The organism is Paraburkholderia sp. BR10923, assembly GCF_040948765.1.
In the GTDB taxonomy this organism is placed as follows: domain Bacteria; phylum Pseudomonadota; class Gammaproteobacteria; order Burkholderiales; family Burkholderiaceae; genus Paraburkholderia; species Paraburkholderia youngii.
Genome location: NZ_JBFPKO010000023.1, coordinates 1 through 20036, shown reverse-complemented (window position 1 = coordinate 20036; position 20036 = coordinate 1). Strand labels below are relative to the sequence as shown.

16 protein-coding genes are annotated in these 20036 nt (G+C 63.4%); 10 read left to right on the top strand and 6 right to left on the bottom strand.

Annotation, left to right across the window (positions count from 1 at the left end):
• Window positions 1-11: 11 nt before the first annotated feature.
• Window positions 12-800, bottom strand: a complete 789-nt coding sequence (locus AB3X94_RS31790; RefSeq protein WP_176111519.1) for a hypothetical protein — start codon at window positions 798-800, stop codon at window positions 12-14.
• A gap of 306 nt (window positions 801-1106) precedes the next feature.
• Between AB3X94_RS31790 and AB3X94_RS31785 the strand changes: the two genes are divergently transcribed.
• Window positions 1107-2693, top strand: coding sequence for a phospholipase D family protein (locus tag AB3X94_RS31785; RefSeq protein WP_176111520.1), 1587 nt, complete (start codon window positions 1107-1109; stop codon window positions 2691-2693).
• Between the two features lie 8 nt (window positions 2694-2701).
• On the opposite strand, the gene AB3X94_RS31780 is transcribed toward AB3X94_RS31785, so the two are convergent.
• From AB3X94_RS31780 to tssH, 3 genes are all read right to left on the bottom strand, one after another.
• Entirely contained in the window at window positions 2702-3157 is a 456-nt protein-coding gene (locus AB3X94_RS31780; protein WP_176121648.1) for a hypothetical protein, read from the bottom strand.
• 215 nt (window positions 3158-3372) lie between these two features.
• On the bottom strand, window positions 3373-3756 hold the full coding sequence (locus tag AB3X94_RS31775; RefSeq protein WP_176369344.1) for a PLDc N-terminal domain-containing protein: 384 nt from the start codon (window positions 3754-3756) through the stop codon (window positions 3373-3375).
• 426 nt (window positions 3757-4182) lie between these two features.
• Window positions 4183-6873 (bottom strand): type VI secretion system ATPase TssH, encoded by a 2691-nt coding sequence (gene tssH, locus AB3X94_RS31770; protein ID WP_368613606.1) that lies wholly within the window; start codon window positions 6871-6873, stop codon window positions 4183-4185.
• 135 nt (window positions 6874-7008) lie between these two features.
• On the opposite strand from tssH, the gene AB3X94_RS31765 reads away from it, so the two are divergent.
• From AB3X94_RS31765 to AB3X94_RS31730, 8 genes are read left to right on the top strand one after another with little or no spacing between them, the layout of a single operon-like run.
• Entirely contained in the window at window positions 7009-8058 is a 1050-nt protein-coding gene (locus tag AB3X94_RS31765) for a TagK domain-containing protein (RefSeq protein WP_368613605.1), read from the top strand.
• On the top strand, window positions 8042-8878 hold the full coding sequence (locus tag AB3X94_RS31760; protein WP_176111525.1) for a type VI secretion system accessory protein TagJ: 837 nt from the start codon (window positions 8042-8044) through the stop codon (window positions 8876-8878). The genes AB3X94_RS31765 and AB3X94_RS31760 overlap by 17 nt, the downstream gene beginning before the upstream one ends.
• Window positions 8875-9393: a type VI secretion system baseplate subunit TssE gene (gene tssE, locus AB3X94_RS31755; RefSeq protein WP_176111526.1), complete on the top strand. Its 519-nt coding sequence runs from the start codon at window positions 8875-8877 to the stop codon at window positions 9391-9393. The genes AB3X94_RS31760 and tssE overlap by 4 nt, the downstream gene beginning before the upstream one ends.
• A gap of 1 nt (window position 9394) precedes the next feature.
• Window positions 9395-11275, top strand: a complete 1881-nt coding sequence (gene tssF, locus AB3X94_RS31750) for a type VI secretion system baseplate subunit TssF (protein WP_368613604.1) — start codon at window positions 9395-9397, stop codon at window positions 11273-11275.
• Window positions 11276-11277: 2 nt separating this feature from the next.
• Window positions 11278-12345 (top strand): type VI secretion system baseplate subunit TssG, encoded by a 1068-nt coding sequence (gene tssG / locus AB3X94_RS31745; protein ID WP_176111528.1) that lies wholly within the window; start codon window positions 11278-11280, stop codon window positions 12343-12345.
• Window positions 12342-13412, top strand: coding sequence for an ImpA family type VI secretion system protein (locus AB3X94_RS31740; RefSeq protein WP_368613603.1), 1071 nt, complete (start codon window positions 12342-12344; stop codon window positions 13410-13412). Before tssG ends, AB3X94_RS31740 begins: the two co-directional genes overlap by 4 nt.
• A 4-nt stretch (window positions 13413-13416) precedes the next feature.
• Window positions 13417-14496, top strand: a complete 1080-nt coding sequence (locus AB3X94_RS31735; RefSeq protein WP_368613602.1) for a fimbrial protein — start codon at window positions 13417-13419, stop codon at window positions 14494-14496.
• A gap of 40 nt (window positions 14497-14536) precedes the next feature.
• Window positions 14537-15940 (top strand): GlcNAc-transferase family protein, encoded by a 1404-nt coding sequence (locus AB3X94_RS31730; protein ID WP_176111530.1) that lies wholly within the window; start codon window positions 14537-14539, stop codon window positions 15938-15940.
• Here the strand turns inward: AB3X94_RS31730 and AB3X94_RS31725 are convergent.
• Together AB3X94_RS31725 and AB3X94_RS31720 are read right to left on the bottom strand one after the other, a co-directional pair.
• Window positions 15845-19279 carry an RHS repeat-associated core domain-containing protein gene (locus AB3X94_RS31725; RefSeq protein ID WP_368613601.1) on the bottom strand — a complete coding sequence of 1145 codons (3435 nt, stop codon included), beginning with the start codon at window positions 19277-19279 and terminating at the stop codon, window positions 15845-15847. The genes AB3X94_RS31730 and AB3X94_RS31725 overlap by 96 nt on opposite strands.
• A gap of 16 nt (window positions 19280-19295) precedes the next feature.
• Window positions 19296-19562 carry a PAAR domain-containing protein gene (locus tag AB3X94_RS31720; RefSeq protein WP_176111993.1) on the bottom strand — a complete coding sequence of 89 codons (267 nt, stop codon included), beginning with the start codon at window positions 19560-19562 and terminating at the stop codon, window positions 19296-19298.
• A gap of 99 nt (window positions 19563-19661) precedes the next feature.
• Here AB3X94_RS31720 and AB3X94_RS31715 point away from each other — a divergent pair.
• Window positions 19662-20036 (top strand): hypothetical protein (locus AB3X94_RS31715; protein WP_368613600.1); only part of this gene is annotated, 375 nt, incomplete at its 3' end.

Genomic DNA, 20036 nt, shown 5'->3' with positions numbered 1-20036 from the left:
GTGATGCGGCTTCAACGCGGCGTACCGGAATGCCCGATGCCGCGCGGCCGTCGCGGCATGATGCCCGCGACGGAGCGCGGCGCCGCGTTCGCGACCAGAATCATCGACGCGCCGGCAAGACCGCTCGACACATGCTTCAACGCATGGCCGGCGATCACGTGATGCGTGAGCTCCCATATCTGCCAATCGAGGCTTTCGAAAATCTTCGCGACCCCGTAGAAGACGATCACGAGCGTCCATGCGATCACGCCGTCCACCTTGCGCGTGAGCGTCATGCCGACGATCAGCATGAGGCCGCCGAACTGCAGAATCGCGTAAGGCCACAGGCTGTTGAATACCAGCCAGTAGCCGACGGTGGCGGGCGACACGACCACCATGATCAGCATCTGCGCCCAGCCGACGCGCTGTCCGCTCCACGACGTCCATAGCATCGCGAGGATGCCGGCGAACACGATCGTCATCGGCAGGCGATCCCAGACGAGCGTCGCGTCGTTCGGCGCCATGTGGTAGTAAGCCGAACCGAACGCGGTGAACAGCAGCCCGATCGCGGCGACGACCATGCCGGGAAATTGCGCCGGCTGGTTCGACGCATGCCGCGTGACCCAGCGCAGACAGAGCACGCCGGCGATCAGAATGACGATGTTCGAGAGCACGTCCGCCGCATTGTGCAGCGGCCCCAGCGAGCGCTGATCGGCGAAGTGGTGATACGAGGCAGGCTGCGCGAGCGGCCATATCATCTGCAGCACGGTGCCCGCCAGGAAAAGCAGCACGCTAGCCAGCAGCAAGCGGGAGATCTTCACGTTGCTCGACTCCACAGTGGGGCGAAATGCTCGAAGGCGCCGTGAACCGGACCTTTTACGCCTCTTGGCGACCCTTTTACGCTGACGCGAAGCGGATCACGCTCGCTCGCACAGAAACCGTGCGGCCGATGCGCAGCCGGGTTGGCCCCCGTTCGAATTCGCGCAGCCTGCCCGTATCATCGGACAAAGCGCCTGGCGCAACAAGAGCGTCGGGCGGCGCACCGATGGACATGCGCTCATAGTATTCTTCTCAACCAATGCAAGCTGCGTGCAAGAACGCGCGACCCAAAGGAAGACCCGGACTCCATGCAAGCGCAGATACACCACCCGTCGTTCCCGCATCGTCGATGGAAGGGCGCGCTGTGCGCGCTGCTGTGCGCAAGCCTGCTCGCCGGCTGCGCGCGGTTACCGTCGCTCGAGGACCGCAAGGAGTCGCATGCGTTGTCGCCCGCGGTGGCGGCCACCACGGATCTCGGTCGCGCGGTCGCGCCCGAATTGGCCTCGCACGCGGGGCTGGCGGGCATTTATCCGCTGGCCGATGCGCATGTCGCGTTTGCCGCGCGCATGGACCTGATCCGTTCCGCGCAACGCACGCTCGACATCCAGTACTACATCTGGCGCGACGATCTGACCGGCACGCTGCTGCTCGAACAGATCCACGAAGCGGCGGACCGGGGCGTGCGGGTGCGCCTGCTGCTCGACGATCTCGGCATCGCGTCCGCGCTCGACCCGACACTCTCGGCGCTCAACTCGCATCCGAATATCGAGGTACGCCTGTTCAACCCGTTCGTCGTGCGCAGCCCGAAATTCCTCGGCTTTGTAACCGACTTCTCACGCGCCAATCGGCGCATGCACAACAAGTCACTGACCGCCGACGCCACCGCGACGATCCTCGGCGGCCGCAACATCGGCGACGAGTATTTCGATGCCACCGACGGCGTCGTCTTCGCCGACCTCGATGTCCTCGCGATCGGACCGGCCGCGGCCGACGTGTCGCGCGATTTCGACCGCTACTGGGCCAGCGCGTCGGCGTATCCGGTCGACAAGATCCTGCCGCACGAGAGCGTCGATGAACTGGCCACGCTCGAGCGTGATGCGCAGGCGATCGAACAGGAGCCCGCCGCCGCGGAGTACAAGCAAGCGCTGCGCGGTCCACGCGTCGTGCAGAACCTGCTCGACCACAAGCTGCCGCTCGATTGGGCCAAAACGAAGATGATCAGCGACGACCCCGCGAAAGGCTTGAACGACGCGCCGCCGGAAGCGCTGATTCCGCACCAGCTACGCGAAGTGATGGGCCAGCCGACGAAGTCGCTCGACCTCGTCTCGCCCTACTTCGTGCCGGCGAATACGGGCACGCAGTTTCTGAGCGGCCTCGCCGCCCAGGGCGTCGATGTGCGCGTGTTGACGAACGCGCTGGAAGCGACCGATGTCACCGCCGTGCACTCGGGCTATATCAGGCGGCGCGTCGAGTTGCTGCAAAACGGCGTGCACCTGTATGAATTGCGGCGCGTGGCGGGCGTCATCCAGAAGAAAGAACAGTCGCCGGGGCCGTTCGGCAGCTCGGGTTCGAGCTTGCATGCGAAAACTTTCATCGCCGATTCCCAGCGGGTTTTCGTCGGTTCGTTCAACTTCGATCCGCGCTCCGCGCATCTGAATACCGAGCTTGGCCTCGTGATCGACAGCCCCGATCTCGCGACGCGGGTCGATCGAAAATTTCTCGCTTTGCTGCCGACAGTCGCGTACGCGGTGCATCTCGACGCAAACGGCAAGCTGTACTGGATCGAAACCAACGACGGCGTCGAAACCCGCCTCGATACCGAACCGAATGCGACGTGGTACGCGCGGCTCGGTGTATGGATGCTGTCGATTATGCCAATTGAGTCGTTGCTATAGCTTGCGGTTCAGAACCGTCGCAAATCGCGATCCCGCAATGGATCGGGCGAGCGCTGCGTCGCGCGCAACACGCCGTTGGTGTCGAACGCAAAATTGAACAGCATGTGGTTGATGTTGTTTTCGATGTAACGGTACGACCAGACTTCGCGTTGCGAGAGCCGGAAAAACTGCGTCTGCACGGGGCGGCCGAAATTGGTCAGCACATCCTCGCGCGTCCATTTGCCGATTTCCGCGCGATTGAATTCGCTCAACTGCAACACTTGACGCACGCTCACGATCTTGCCTGAAGCGTCGATGTCGGCGGCGACGGTGGTCGAACCCATCGGCTGGGTCGGCCACATCAGCCTGCGGCCGCCTCCGGGCAGGTCATAGGTTTCGCGCGGCGGACCCATCCGGGCGATGATCGCCGCTTGATCCTGGCCAGCCTGGAATTGCTGCCACGGTTGCGCGCAAGCCGCGAGCATCAACGCCGTCACGCACGTGAGCGCGGCGCGGCGCACAACCAGCGGCGCCCGTGCCGTTCGCGCAACAGCGTTTCGAACGTGGGCGACTCGGGCAAGCATGGGTTCCTCCCGTTACGTTCGATCGCGCGTCGATCGGGAAACCCTCACCGCGCAAAAGCCAAGGCGACACGGGCAATGCGCCCGCTCGCCGATGGCTGCACTAAGGTAACCGACGCTTACTGCACGAGCTTCGCGCGCAGACGCGAGTGCTCGTCCGCAGAAATGGAACCGGACGCTTTCAACTTGTCGAGCTTTTCGATTTCATCGGCGACACTGAAGCCCACCACATTGCGCAAATCTTCGCGCATCTGCTTCGCCCGCGCCTGATCGCGTTCCGCCATGCCGCGATGCTGCGTGAGCAGATACGCGAAGATGCCAATATACGGCAGGATGATCAGGAAAATCACCCACAGAACCTTGCCCCATCCCGACACGTCATGGCGGCGGAACAGGTCACTCGACACCGTGATCAACAGCCAGAACCACAGAATAAAGATGAAGATGGAAAAGACGTCGGCCAGAAAATTCGGGAATGTGAAACCATCATTAAAGAAGAGCATTGTTGTTCTCCAGTCATTCCGGTTGCAATTGAAAGGCGTAACGGATTTCGACCTATGGTTGCCTGCTATGGATGGCGCACACGATTAGCATGGCAGCGCTGAAAATCTACCATGACCGCATGTCGATTGGGCACGTGCATTCATACTGTATGAAAGACATGCGCATGATGCGGAACTTTTTGTCTTTATAGACTATTCCGTTCAAGGAACGCGAGCAATTTTTAAGGATTCCCTTCGATTGGCCATTTCTGACGATCTGGCGATCATGCCGCTGGCATTGGACATGCATCATGTGAAAACGATGTGAACTGCGAGCGCCATTGCTATGCAAAAAAAATGCCAAAAAGCGTGTTTGCGAGATGCATCGATTGAATGGCAGCCTTCATTAACTGTCGTAAAGAAACCTGAATAAATTCGGAGCATGGGTCAGCAGCTAGCCCGGACCACGAGCGCATCCGCAGGTGCCGTAGCCGGATCGGTCACCTCGATTGTCATATGCGTGAGCGCACTTTTCGCTGCAAACGCATCGAGCCACTGCCGTGCGAGGCGCGGCAGCACGTGCTGTTCGATAAAGCCGATCAAAAGACGCGCCCCGGTCTCCTGCACGAGGCAGCGCCCGACGATGTAGTCGACCACCTCCGACGCATAGCTCAGCGCGATGCCGTTGTTATCCGCCATGCGCCGAACGACGCGATCGAGATGCAAACGCACGATCCGCGCGAGCGAATCCGAGCCCAGCGGACGATATGGCACCAGCGTCACACGCCCGAGGAAGGCGGCCGGAAACTCCTTCAGCAATTCCGTCGCAAGCGCGGAACGCAGACCGTCAAAATCCGGTGCAAGCATTTCGTCCGCGCATAGGCTCGCGCTCAGATCGGCGCCGACATTGCTGGTCATCAGGATGGTCGTATTGCGGAAATCGATATAGCGACCATCGCCGTCTTCCATGTAGCCCTTGTCCAGCACCTGGTAGAACATTTCATGCACGTCGCCGTGCGCCTTTTCAATTTCGTCGAGCAGCACGACCGAGTACGGACGTCGGCGCACCGCTTCGGTCAGCACGCCGCCCTCGCCGTAACCGACGTAGCCAGGCGGCGCGCCCTTGAGTCCCGAGACCGTATGCGCCTCTTGGTATTCGCTCATGTTGATCGTGATGAGATTCTGTTCGCCGCCGTAGAGCGCCTCCGCCAACGCGAGCGCGGTTTCCGTCTTGCCGACGCCGGACGGTCCCGCGAGAAGGAAGACGCCGAGCGGCTTGCGCGGGTCCGCGAGCCCGGCGCGCGCCGTCTGCACGCGCTCGCCGATCTGTTGCAAAGCGTCGTGCTGGCCGATCACGCGCGCCGCCAGCGTGGCGGGCAGCATCTGCACGGCGCTCACCTCGTCGGTGATCATGCGTCCGACTGGAATACCGGTCCAGTCAGAGACGATGTCGGCGACGATCGCTTCGCCGACTTCCGGAAACACGAATGGCGTAGCCGCCTGCAGGTTCGATAACGTGCGCTCCAGCTCGCGCAACGTCTGCAGTTCGCTCGCCGCGCTATCGCGCGCGTCGGCCTCGGGTCCGCCTGCTGCGGCGCGCGCGCTCACGGCCTCGCGCGCGCCCGCCAGCGCCTTCGCCGCCTCGGACTGGGTCTGCCAGGCGGTTTCGACAACACGATCCTCGAACTCGAGGGTTGCGATGGTCGCGTTGACGTCGGCCAGCGCGGCCTCGCTGCCAAGCCCGATACGCACCTCGTTCCCGAGCAGCTCGGCTTTGACGCGCGCCGCTTGCAAGCGCTCGCGAATCCGCTGCAATTCGCGCGGCGGCGCATGCTGCGATAGCGCGACGCGCGCGCAGGCGGTGTCGAGCAGGCTGATCGCCTTGTCCGGCAACTGACGCGACGGAATATAGCGATGCGACAGTGTCACGGCTGCGCGAATCGCTTCGTCGAGAACCACGACGCCATGATGGCTCGCGAGCGTGCGTGCGAGTCCGCGGACCATGTCGATCGCGGACGGCTCCTCTGGCTCGGCGATCTGCAGCACCTGAAAGCGCCGCGTGAGCGCCGGGTCTTTCTCGATGTGCCGCTTGTACTCGACCCACGTCGTCGCGCCGATCGTGCGCAACGTGCCGCGGGCGAGCGCCGGTTTCAGCAGGTTTGCCGCGTCGCCGGTGCCGGCCTGACCGCCGGCGCCGATCAGCGTGTGAATCTCGTCGACGAACAGCACGACCGGAGCCGCCGACTTCGCCGCCTCCTCGAGTACCGACTTCAGCCTGGCCTCGAATTCGCCCTTCATGCTCGCGCCCGCAAGCAGCGCACCGACGTCGAGGCTCAACAGCCGCACGTCGGCAAGTTTCGGCGGGACTTCGCCGGCCGCGATCGCGCGCGCGAGACCTTCGACGACCGCCGTCTTGCCAACCCCGGCGTCGCCGGTCAGAAGCGGATTATTTTGGCGCCGCCGCAACAGCACGTCGATCATCGTGCGAATCTCGACTTCGCGGCCAACCACCGGATCGATTTCACCGGCGCGCGCACGTGCGGTCAGATCTGCGCAAAACTGCGCAAGTGCCGCCGCGCCCTTCGCCGAGGCTGCGAGCGCACCGGACGCCTCGCCCGGCACCGCGGACGAAAAGTCGCTCTGGTCGTACGGGGTGTCCTTCTCTTCGGGGGAACCGTCGATCCAGGCCGGCAACGCATCGTGAAGGCCGTCGACGGCAATCTTGCCGAACTCCGGCGAAATGGCCAGCAGCAAGCGCCGCAAATCCGGCGTCTCGACAAGCGCCGCCATCAGCCATGCACCGCGAATCCGCCCGTCGCCGAATGCCAGCGTCGCGACGACCCACGCGCGCTCGATTGCCGTCTCGACATGATGCGAAAAATCCGTGAGCGCGCTCGCCCCGGACGGCAGCGCGGCAAGTGCCCTCTGCAGGTCCCGCTCGAGCAGTTCGCGGCTGATGCCGCAGTGTCTGACGATGCGGTGCAGGTCGCTATCGGACTGCGCGAGCAGCTGGTGCAGCCAGTGCACCAGCTCGATATACGGGTTGCCGCGCAGCTTGGAAAACGCCGTAGCGGATTCGATGCTCCTGAAGAGCGTCGCGCCGAGCTTGCCGAACAACGCGTGGCGTGAAATGGACATGATGACGTTGCAGGTAAAGATGTTTGTTGCGGAAAGCGCGGCTCTGCCGTGACATCCGGCACACCGCGCGCAGGTATCCGAAAAAGCGTGCTGGCCACACTGATCGAGCGACAAGGATAGCCGGTCGATCGCTGCGTGTATTTGGGCCGTCGCCCATATTCCGCTCGAGGTGCGCGAAGTAGCATTCACATCTGCCAGGCGCCAACCGCATTTTTAGTTGGTGATCCTTTTATTTCTGCGTCGGGAGAGTCTTTTACCAATGCGCGCTTTACAGGCAGATCTGATTCGCCATTGCATACCGGCCAAGCCATGACTGGATATCACGCTCGCTGGGACCATTCGCCTTTCGAAGCGGGTGCGCTCAGGACGTTCGCACGAACCATCCAGTCTCTCGGGCTCGTTCGTACCGCTTCGCGCAACGGTCACGCCGGCGTGGCGTGTTCGTCTGACGCTGTTCCGAGCGCGCATCCCGACCTTCAGCTTATGCCCGATTTGTTACTGAACCCGCCTCCCGAAAAAGCGAACACGCCTGAAGAATCCGTCCCGACACCACCGTCGAGCCTGAATCCGCCCGCGGACCGGATCGAGCCCGTGCTCACGAAGCCGGATGACTTCAGCGACCTGATCGCACTAGCCGACGAGGACGATGACGATGACGATCCGCTGCAGTTGCGGCGCGAACCGCATTCAGCGGAACGCGGCGGACACGACGGCATGGCAAAGCTTCTGGCAGCCGACATCGATGAAGCGGACCCGCTCGCCGCGCTCACGCTCGAATACCGTGAAGCGCTGCTGAACCGGAAGAGCGAGAACGGGCCCGAGCCCAAGGCGTCGGCCGAAGCTCAGAGCGAGTCGATCATCGGGTCACCTCCCGATCCGTTCGCCGAACTTGTCGATCCGTCGCAGACGGAAGCGTCCGTGTTCGACCTGCTGACGCAGGGGAAGAACATCGACACCCTGCTCGATGGTCTTGACTCGTTCGGTGCCGAGCAGATTTTCGAGGCGGACCAAACGCACGAGATCCTCGCGCTGCTCGCGCCGCGCGGAATTCCCGCACACCGTGCGAGCAGGACCGCGCTGCTCGCACGCGAAGAACATCACCTGGTCAGCATGGACAGCCACATCGCCATGCCTGAATCGATCGAATACGAAGAGCCTGCATTTTCAGATGAACATAACCGCTGACCTGCCCAAGTCGGACCCTCCAACCCTTAGCAGCCTGCTCGACGCGCAGACCTACGGCGAACTGAAGGAGCAAACCATCGACAAAGTGCGCAAGCATCCGTCGAACGTGCGCGAACGCTGGCTGCTGTTCGAGCTGTTGTGCCTGGACGGCGAATGGAACCGCGCGCTACAGCAGTTGCAGACGTGGGCCACGCTCGAGCCGGAAGGCACATCGCGCGCCCAGATGTATCGCGGGCTGATCCGCAGCGAGATGTTCCGCGCCGAGGTGTTCGCGGGTCAGCGCACGCCGGGCGAGATCGAGCCGCTGCCCGAATGGGTGAAAACACTGCTGCAAGCCAACCTCGAGCTCGGCGAGGGCAATCTCGCCGCCGCCGATGAACTGCGCGGCGCCGCGTTGGACGCCGCGCCGGCCACGCGCGGCGAAAGCACGCAGATCGGCGAATTCGAGTGGCTGACCGATAGCGATAGCCGGCTGGGTCCGGTGTGTGAGCTGACCGTCGCGGGCGGTTATCGCTGGGTGCCGTTCGACTCGATGAAATCGCTGACACTCGGTCCGGTCACCGCGTTGACCGACCTCGTATGGCGCTCGGCCGTCGTGGGCCTACGCGACGCGACTGTCCTGCGCGGCTATCTGCCGGTGCGCTATCCCGGCTCGGAAACTGGCTCCGCTGCCACCCGGCTCGCGCGCGAAACCACCTGGAAAGACGTTGGAGAAACGGGCGTGATCGCGCTCGGCCAGAAAACCTGGAGCACCGACAAGGGCGACGTCGGCCTGCTCGACATCGGCGAATGCCGGTTCAATCACGACGAGCGCGTATGACCAGGTCCGACGCGCGGCACCGGCAAGCCTATATGCCGTCGCTGATCGACCGCCTGCTCGACGACGCGCCCGCGCGGCGCAGCGAGCGGCCCGACGCCTATGCGCCGAACAGCGAAGGCATGCGCCGCATCATCCAGCGTGATCTGAGTCTGCTGCTCAACACAACGAACCTGGACGACGAAATGGACATCGCGCGCTACCCGATGCTAGCCGAATCGGTCGTCAACTACGGCATCCCCGCGTTGTCCGGCAGCTACCTCGCCAGTCGCAACTGGGAGACCGTCGAGAAGATGGTACGCAACGCAATCGTGCGCTTCGAGCCGCGTCTGATTCCCGAGTCGCTGCGCATCCGGCCGCTCAATAGCGAGAACCCTGTACGCTACAACCAGCTCGCGTTCGAGATTCACGGCCTCATGCGCTGGTCGCCCTATCCACTGGAATTTCGCATCCAGAGCGCATTCGATATCGAAACGAATCACGTCACGTTCGATGCGGACTCTGGCAGGGGAAATTGACATGGACCCGCAATTTCTCGACTACTACAGCCGCGAACTGACTTACATGCGGGAGATGGCCGGCGAGTTTGCCGCGCAGCACCCGAAAATCGCGCGCCGCCTTGGCATGGAGGGCATCGACGTTGCCGACCCCTACGTGGAGCGACTCATCGAGGCATTCTGCTTCATGTCGGCGCGCACGCAGATCAAACTCGATGCTGAGTTTCCGCGCTTTACGCAGCGCCTGCTCGAAGTGGTCTATCCGAATTACGTCGCGCCGACGCCGGCGATCGCGGTCGCGCAGTTGCGTCCGAGCCTGCGTGAAGGCGATTTCACGAAAGGGCTGAAAGTGCCCAGGGATAGCATGCTGCGCTCGGCCATCCCGCCCGGCGAGCAAACCGCGTGCGAATTCCGCAGCAGCCAGGACGTCACGCTATGGCCTATCGAAATCGTTGAAGCCCGGCTTACCGCCGTGCCGCCGGATATCCCCGACACCGATCGCCATCTGTTGCCGCACGTGCAATTGCGCGGCGCGTTGCGGCTGCGCCTGCGCACAACCGGCGAAGTGAAGTTCAGCCAGATGACGAACTTCGACCGGCTGCCCATTTACATCGGTGGCGACGAGCGGATCGCTTCGCATCTGTTCGAGCTGATCCATGCCGGTAGCGTCGCCTCGGTCGTGCGCGCGTATGGTGCGTCGCGAGACGAAGGGCACGTGATCGCGAAAACACCGCTCGCATTCGAAGGTCTGCAAGCGGAGCAGTGCCTGCTGCCGCTTAGCTGGAATACGTTTCACGGCCACAACCTGCTGCAGGAATACTTCGCATGCCGCCAGCGCTTCTATTTCTTCGCGCTGACGCAGCTCGCGGCCGGTCTCGCGCGCGTGGACAGCAAGGAAGCGGAGATCGTGCTGCTGCTCGACCGTCTGCCGGAAGAGCTTGCCACGCACGTCGACGCAGCGCGTTTCCTGCTGTTCTGTACACCGGTCATCAACCTGTTTCGCAAACGCACTGATCGCGTCGAAATCAATCGAGCTCAAACCGATTTTCATCTGCTCGCCGACCGCACCCGGCCGCTCGACTATGAGATTTTTTCGGTGTCCCGCGTATTCGGTCAACGGGCGCAGACATCGCTCGAAGTCGAATTCAATCCGCTTTATCAAACACTGCATAGCGACGTGGGCAACCACGGCCGCTATTTTTCGGTGCGTCGCGAGCAGCGCGCGCTGTCCGCCAATGCGCGCAGGTACGGCACCCGCACGCCGTATATCGGCACCGAGGTCTACGTGTCGCTCGTCGATCAGGCGGAGGCGCCGTACGCCGACGACATTCGCTACCTGTCGGTCGAGGCGTGGGTCACGAACCGTGACCTGCCGCGCCTGATTCCGCGTAACGGCAAAACCGACCTCACGATGTCCGACTCCGTGCCGATCGAAGGCGTGCGCCTCGTGCATGCACCGAGCGCGCCGCGCGCGCCGTACGCGAGCGGTGAAACGGCGTGGCGTCTGATCCGGCAGCTGAGCTTCAACTATATGCCGCTCGCCGAACTCGACCACAGCGACGGCGGCCAGGCGCTGCGCAACATGCTCGGCCTCTTCATCGCGCCGGGCGAGCGCGAACAGGCACGGCAAATCGAGGCACTCGTCGGTGCACGCACCGAACCGGTGGTGCGGCGTTTGCCGGGCGACGGACTCCTCGTCTATGGGCGTGGCGTGCGCTGCGAACTGACGGTCGATGAAACCGGCTTCTCAGGCATCAGCCCGTATCTGTTCGGCCTGGTGCTCGAGCATTACCTCGCGCGCCACGTTTCGATCAACGTGTTCACGGAAACCGAACTTCGTTCGATGCAACGTGGCCTGATCACCCAATGGCGGCCGCGCATGGGCGGACGCGGAGCGGTATGAGCATGGCTGGGACATTTGCGAGCGCTGTTGCGCCGACGCGATCATCGCTCGATCCGCAATCGCTCGACGCCTGGTTCGATCCCGACACGCCGTGGCAGTCCGGCTTTCTGAGCCTGCTGCGCGCGATCGCCGCGCGCGACCCGCTGATGCCGTTGCCGGGCACCGCGAGCCTGCCGCAAGAAGAGCCGTTCCGGATCGGTCAGCAGCCCACACTGGCCTTTGCGCCGCGCGAAATCGCGTCGCTCGGCACGCGAGACGGGCGCCTCGACGTGCGGCTGTTCGGGCTCGGCCTGTGGGGGCCGCAAGGGCCGCTGCCGCTGCATATGACGGAGCTGGCGCACAGTCGCGTGGAAAGCCACCAGGATCATGCGCTCGTCGGGCTCGTCGATCTGTTCCATCACCGCGCACTGTCGCAGTTTTATCGCGCGTGGGCTTCAGGGCAAGCCACCGCGTCGCTGGACCGGGCCGGCGACGAAACGTTTTCGTTCTACGTCGCCAGTCTGATCGGCGTCGATCCGGCCGAGGCGGGGCAGTCCTGTCTGCCCACGCACTCGCGTTACAGCGCGGCGGCGCACCTCGTGCGCGAGGCGCGAACGCCGCACGGCATCGAGGCGACGCTCTCGCATTACTTCGGTGTTCCGATGACCATCGAAGAGTTCGTGCCGCACTGGATCCACCTGTGCGCATCGGAACATACGAGGCTCGGGGTGCCGGGGCCCGCGGCGATCATCGGTGAATGCGCGCAGCTCGGCGAGGCCATTCCCGACCGGCAACACAAGTTCCGGCTCGTCGTGGGTCCGCTGGACCTCGATCAGTATCTGCGCCTCACGCCGCACGGCGAGGACTTGCCGACGTTCGTCGAATGGGTGCGGGCCTTCGTCGGCCATGAATACGCGTGGGAGGTCAAGCTGCTCGTCAACCCGCGTGCGGCGCCACCCGCCTGCATCGGCACGTCTCAGAGACTTGGTTACTCGACGTGGCTCGGTGATTCCGTCGACGACCTTCCGGTCGTCGGCATGGTTTTCGAACCTGAACAGTACAACGACCGACCCCGGAGTTCCTTCGCATGAACGCCAACACTCCCGCCGTCGTGCTGCGCTACGCCGATCTGCTCGAACCGGTGTCGGCGCACGCGCCTTGCGGTCCCGATCTCGAATACGATCCGGCTTTCGTGATGCTGCAGGCGGCCGCGGCTCCACGCGCCGAAGCGCAGTACGGCGACTTCGTCGACATGCCGCCAACGGCCAACTGGGCCGACATCGAACGCGATTGCCGCGCGCTGCTGCTGCGCACGAAAGACATCCGCCTCGCGGTGATCCTGCTGCGTTGTCGAACCCGGCTCGACGGCGCGGCCGGCCTGCGCGACGGACTGGCTTTGCTGCTGGCGATGTTCGAATGCTATGGCGAAGCGCTCCACCCGCTGCCAGTGTTCGAAGGCGAACCGGACCCGGCGATGTTCGCCAACGCGATCGGCGGACTCGTCGAACCGGATGGCATGCTGGCCGATGCGCGCGACATCCCGATGCCGCGGGCGGCCGGGCTGCAACTGCATTTGCGCGATATCGAAAAATCATTCGCGACGCCGCGCCAGAAGGACGCGCTCGCCCCTGAATCCGTCGCCCGCTTGCTAAAGGAATGGTGGGGCCGACGCGACGCGGCGATTGCCGCATTGGTCGAAGCGCAGGGTCTGACGCAACGCATCGCTGCCTGGTGCGATGAGACGCTCGGCGTCGATGCGCCCGATCTTGGCGCGTTGTCCCGAGCGCTGCAGCCATTCGCGCAGCATCGGATGGACGGCGGCGGCGCGTCCGCGCCGGCGCCTGCGGCCGCGCGAGCCGCCAACGAGCAGGACAACGATATCGTGCGTGGACCGGCGCCGGCTAGCGTCGCTACGGCAACCCTCGCGCAGTCCGACGCGCCGGCCGATCCGCCAGTCACCGCGCCGTGTCCAACGGATCGCTGGAGCGCGCTCGCAGCCATTCAGGACACACGCATGTGGTTCGAGCAAAACGAACCGAGCAGTCCCGTCATTGTTTTGCTGCGCCAGTCGGAACGAATGGTCGGCAAACGGTTTTCAGAACTCGCCCATATCATTCCCGCCGATTTACTCGCTAAATGGGATGAGTTCGACGGTTGAGGCAATGTGCGCGCATCTGCGTAGTTTCTCCGCTGTCGGCCCCTACAGTCCGCCGGTCAACCAACAAGCTCCAATGAAAAGACTCGTTCAATTTTTTATCCTGATTTGCTTCGCGATACCCCATTTCGCGTTCGCCACCTGCACCCAGTTGAAGCCTGCGCAAATCTCCGAACTGCTGTCTCAAGGCTACATTGCGGGGTATCCAATAGCGGTCAACATACCGTTTCAGGAAAGCTCGGTATCGATCGATCCTGGCTTACCGGTCGGCTCGGTGATCGCCACGGGCTTGTCGCCGGCGTACGCTACCTATGGGAACTTCGCGGACTGCACCAACGGGGGCACGGTCACATTCGGCTATTTCAACGCAACGCCGTCCACGATGTCAGGGGTCTATAACACCAACGTTCCCGGAATCGGCTTTCGTGTGACCTACCTTCGCGCGAGCGGCACGAATTCGCCACTTCCGTTTACGCCATCCTTTCCCGCCGGCGAGCCCAATCAGGTGATCTACGGTCGCTTCGGCATTGGCTCGCAGTTCCTGATCGAACTGGTCAAAACCGGCGACATCGCGAGCAACGTCGACGTGATGTTCAACACCTTGGGAACCGGCATTGCCGATGGTGACGGCAGTCGGGTCGTGACGATCACAGGCGGCAGCATCAACGTCAAGGTTCTTCCGAGTTGCTCGGTCAATACCAGCGCACTGAACATCGATTTCGGCACGTTCGGCCCAAGCGATGTGTCGACCACGAGCGGGCCGACCCAGCCAGTCGATTTTACGGTGCTCTGCACCGGTCCCACGCCACCGGCTTCGATCACCGCTGCACTTTCCGGAACCCCCGATACCGAAGATAGCAGCATGTTGAAGAACACCGGCGCGACGCATCTTGCGATTCGTTTGCGGGACGTTTCAAGCAAAACCGTTTTCCGGCCCAACGATCCGTCGAGCACCCTCGTCCACGCACCGCGGGGCGCGATGCAATCGCCGTTCGCACTCGAGGCGACCGTGCTGCGCGTCGGCACAGCGACGCCAACCGCCGGCAAGATCCAGGCAACCGCAACAGTCACGATGACCATTCTTTAAACCGACTATCAACGGCGAACGTCTACCAGAAGCAACTAGCATGACCGAGATACCCGTCGCACCACCGAACTCGATCTTCGTGCAAATCGCGAGTTATCGCGACCCGCAGTTGGTCCCCACCCTGCTGGATTTGATCAACAAAGCTGGAAGGCCAGATCTGTTGCGGATCATCGTCTGCTGGCAGCATGCGCACGACGAAACGATGATCCAGTTCTGGCAGCGGGGCTTTGGCGATTGGCGAGTCGAGCAGACCGACAACTGGATCGTCCACCATCTCAGTCATCGTGAAGCGAAGATCGAATTGATCGACGTTCCCCACATGATGACGCAGGGCGCATGCTGGGCCCGCAATCTGGTCCAGCAGCGATACAGCGGTGAGTGCTACACGCTGCAACTCGACTCGCATCATCGCTTCGTCGACGGATGGGACATGCTCGCAATCGAAATGCTGGAGTCGTTACGCGATGAAAGCCCGAAACCGGTTCTGACCGCTTACCTTCCGATGTACGACCCCGAAAACGACGATGCTCGATCGAGCGACGAGCCGAGGATATTGGCCTATGCGAGGTTTTCCAGGGAAGGGGTCGTCCTATTCCGCTCGAAGACACTTTCCGACTGGAGAACCCGGGCTCGCCCGGTCCGTTCGCGCTTCTTCAGCGCACACTTCGCATTTGCCGACGGTCACTTTGCCGAAGTGGTCCAGCACGATCCCGACTATTTCTTTCACGGCGAAGAAATTTCGCTTGCCGTCCGTGCGTTCACCCACGGCTATGACCTGTACAGTCCGCACAGGCTGATCGGGTGGCACGAATATCTGCGTTCCTACCGCGTCAAGATGTGGAACGATCACAGTCACGAGGCCAAGGAACGGGGTGAAATCGACGAGCCCTGGCATGAGCGCAACGAGCGCTCATTGCAGCGCAATCGTGCGCTGCTCGGTATCGACGGACAAACGCTGGCTGACGCCGAGTTCGGCGAGTATGGACTCGGGGCCGAACGCACGCTCGCCGATTACGAGGCCTACGCGGGCATCAGCTTCAAGTGGCGCGGAGTTCAGCAGTCGGTATTGAATGACGATCCGCCCGTCCCGGGCTCTCAACGTCCCGACGAAGCGACATGGAAGGCCTCTCTGCTACGCGCAAACGACGTTCGTGTGTGCATACATCGGAATGGATTCGACAGGCATGTGCTCACGCCCGGCGTCGAGCACGCGTTGCCGGCCGCAACGTCGGTTGCCGTGGTGATCTACGACAACGGCGAGACGCAGCTGCGCCGGGAAACCGTCAACGCTAGCGGTCTTGCCCGATACCGGAAAAACGACTGGCTCGACTTCCATGTGTCTTTCGAATCAGAACTTGGCCGGGTCCCAGCCAGTTACGTCGTGGAGTTGTTCGACGACGCCGGCAACGTATTGAGCCGGGTCCGACGCGTCATCGATGCATGACGCGTCCGCGACGACGACGCACCAAGACGCTTCCGGCGTCGCGCGGCCAAGAGGATTGCACCACGTCAGCGGATTCGGCGCGTAGCGGTATGGACTGGCTGCGGCTTCGCCGTTGCGATCGGGGCTGATGTAGCGGCCCGCGTGAGGATCATAAAAACGCGCGCCGTTGTAATACAGCGTGGTTTCATCATCGGCGTATTGGCCGGCATAGCGAAGCGGCTGCGCAAACGCGTCGCTGCTTTGCCACTCCGGCGTCACGAGACCGCCCCACGCACGATAACGCCCACGCCATACCACCCGGCCCCTCTCGTCCGTGAGCGCGACGGCCGTACCGGCCACGTCAGTGTGATAGTGATAGACCTGCGTGCTTTTGATCGCGCCATCATCGGCGAGGGTCTGGTCCACGCGAGCGAGCGGCGCGAAGCCGGTTGAGCCGTCGGGCTCGGGTTGATACAGGTAGGTGCGCAGTTCCATCGCGCGGTGCTGCTGGATCAGTCTGTGCCCTTGCCACAAAAAGCGCGTGAGCTCGTCGCGCTCCGGCATCGATAGCTGCTGCGTGCGCCGCGACGCAGTGGATTCGACACGCCTGGCGATACGCCGACCGATTGCGTCGTACTGGTAGCGCACGGTATAGCCGTTGCGATGCGCGGCGATGATGCGCCCCTCCGCATCCCAATCAAGCGATAGCGTATGGTCGCGGCCGCTTCTACGCACCACTTGTCCCCACACATCATAGTCGTAACGATGTCCGCGGCATTCCCGTAACCGGTGGTCCGGATTCACGGCCGGGAACCAGCTGCCGCCAGGCGTATCGAGCAGATTGCCAGCGGCGTCCCACGTGAAATACTCGATGTCCCCGTTCTCCGACACCGATCGCAACAGACACCCACGCCGGTCGTAGTCGTACCACATCTGACCGTCGCTCTCTCCGCCTGTCCTGACGATCAGGTCAGCGAGACTGTAATCGGCTTCGCGCCACAATTCGGTGACAGATTCTGTCGCGGAGCCCGGCGTATCCACGTCGCGCCCCGTCACCGAGCGCCACCACACCGGCAAGCCGAGCGGCGAAAAGCCCGTATGCGTGCGCAAGCGACCTTGCGTGCGCGCAACCGGACGCCTCATCGCGTCATACCAGAAGCGCGCAATCTGCCGTTCGCCCAGTTCGATGAACGCGATGTCGCCGGTTTCGAAGCGGCGCGTACGCAGCTCCTGCCCCTGCGGCAGCTGAGTCGCGACAACGCGTCCAGCGGCGTCGTACGTGTAACGCAGTGTGCCGTTTGCGCCGTGCTCGGCGATCAGACGGCCACCGGCGTCGTGTTCGAAGCGGATCTCATCCGCTCCGATACCGAGTAGCTCGCCTTCCGGTGTCGGCTCGCGGATCACGCCGTCGAGCAATCCGCCCGCCCCGTAGTGATAGATATAGCGGCTATGCGCGGTTTCTCGCTGGGTGAGACGGCCCGCACGGTCGTAGTCGAACGTTTCGCAACGCTGTTGCTCGCCCGCCTTCCACGTGAGACAACGGACCTGCCCGCTAGCCGCATAGTCGAAGCTGCGTTCCACGCCATCGGCGTCCGAGATCGACAGGCAACTGCTCGCATTCCACCGAAGCACCTGCACCGCGCCGTTCGCGCCTTCGATTCGAACCGGACGCCCATGTGCATCGTACCGACGCACGATCACGTGACCCTCTTCGTCGACCGCACGTAGGACATTGCCGCGCCGGTCTCGATACCAGTGCCGGCTTCGGCCACTCGGGCCAACGAACGACGTGCGCTGGCCAGCCGCATTCCACCCATGACGCTCGGCCTGTCCGTCCGGGCGCGTGATGGTCAACGGCCGGCCGAGGCCATCGCGCTCGATTCGCGTGACGGCGCCGAGCGCGTCGGTCACGCTCACGACGTAACCATTGACGTCATACTCGTAGCGGGTCGTGCTCCCGCCGACTCCCGTGCGACGCGTCACCTGCCCCCACGCGTTATGCGCGAAGGTCGTGACGGTCCCCAGCGCATCCGTCGAGCGTACGACATCGCCAGCGTCGCCATATTCGAAACGCGTGAATTCTCCCGACGGGGTCTGATAGTGCAATGGCTGTAGGCGATTGTTGCGTGCCCACATCCACGCACGGCCATCGCTCAACGCGACCGACACGGGCTCGCGTGACGCAAACGCATACTGTGTCGAGCGGGTGGCGCCCTGCGGGTCCGTCTCGCACGCGACGCGTCCGAGCGCATCGTATTCGATGCGAACCTCCCGCTCGCCGGGCAGTTGCAGTGTGACCGGCGCGACGGCGGCGTCGTAGCCGAACCGGTAGCGTCGGCCGTCGAAGTCCGTGTGCGACAGCACGCGGCCCTGCTCGTCGTATTGCCAATGCGCCGCGTTGCCGAAGACATCGCTGACCTCACTGGTCTGGCTATCGAAGTCGTAAGCGAAGCGATCACGCGCGCCTTCCGACGTGACTCGTCGAACCACGCGCGCGGCGCCGCCGATCGTCTGCCATTCGTAGCGTGTCGCCATGCCGAGCGCGTCTGCTTCTTCGACGATCCGCCCATCGCGGTATGCAAAGCGACGCACGATTTCGCCGACCCGGTTGCGCACCTCGGTGAGTTCGCCATGCTGGCTGTAGCCGTACTGGACCAGCGCGCCGGTTGGACCGCCGTCGACACACTCGACAGCGCTCAGACGCGGTCCCATCCGCGCTTCATAGTGCATGCGCAGCTCGTGGCCGCAGGTCCCACGCATGCGCAGCAAGCGCCCGTCGGGGTCCCAGATCAGGCCGATCCGCTGCTGACGCAGATCCTCGACGTATTTGAGCCGTGCGATTCCGTTGGCGTCGAAGTCGCCGAACACGCGGTAATGCGGCGTCAGATCCGCAACGACGAGGCGTCCGTCGCTCCGATGCGCGATGTGCAATTGCGCAGCCGACGCTATTACCTGTGTCCCCCGCTCGGGAAACGGCACGCTGAGCGTGCTGCCGTATTCGTCGGTATAGAGCAGTTGATCGTCCCGCTTATGCAGCGTGACTTCCCAGTTCGTGCGCCAGCCAACCCCGAGCAGTCCGAGCGCATGCTGCGCGCTCGAATAACAACGCGACCATGCAAGCGGAAGACGGCCGCGCAGCCTGAAGTCGGTTTCGTCGGCAGGCAGGCAGATTTTGCTGCCGCTGATCACATCGACCGAGCCGCACAGAATGCCAGACAGCGCACGACGCATTCGAAAGCGGTCGACCAGGCCGCCGAGGCGCTCACAGCGATCGACCAACGGTCCGACACAGGCGACGGGCAATACGACGCCGGGCAGTCTGACCAGCTCGCCGCCGATTCCCGCGAGACCCGTCGTCACGTGGCTACCGTCGTCATCATGAACCGATGCGCACGTCTGGCGAACCAGCGGAACACGGCGCGCCACACGAAACCTTGCCGCCAACCAATGCCGCCGGCAGGTTGTTGATCAACACCGTCCCCGAACCCGCGACCACAGCTTGGGAGCCCGGGTGCAGCGTGCAAACGGCAGAGCTCATACCGACGAGCGCCGCAGGCATTTGATTGATGAAGACCGTCGGGGAACCCCCGGCGATCGAACCGCCATGTCCGATCGCATCGCCCTTGCGAGCCGCTGGAAACATGCTCGATTTTCTCCTAATGAAAATTGAAAGACCGTGCAGGGCGATGCGCGAAGGCATTCGCCGGCTGCACGGTACTGCGAAATACGCTGTTACGCGTCGTTGCCGGTTGCCGGCGGTGTTTCAATCGGCGGCGGCAGTTCTTCCGACGGTGGCGGCTCCTCCGATGGCGGCGGCTCCTCCGACGGTGGCGGCTCCTCCGATGGCGGCGGCTCTTCCGATGGCGGTGGCTCCTCCGATGGCGGTGGCTCCTCCGACGGTGGCGGCTCCTCCGATGGCGGTGGCTCTTCCGATGGCGGCGGCTCCTCCGATGGCGGTGGCTCCTCCGATGGCGGCGGCTCTTCCGATGGCGGTGGCGCTTCCGACGGCGGCGGCTCTTCCGACGGCGGCGGCTCTTCCGACGGCGGTGGCGCTTCCGACGGCGGTGGCTCCTCCGATGGCGGTGGCTCCTCCGATGGCGGTGGCTCCTCCGATGGC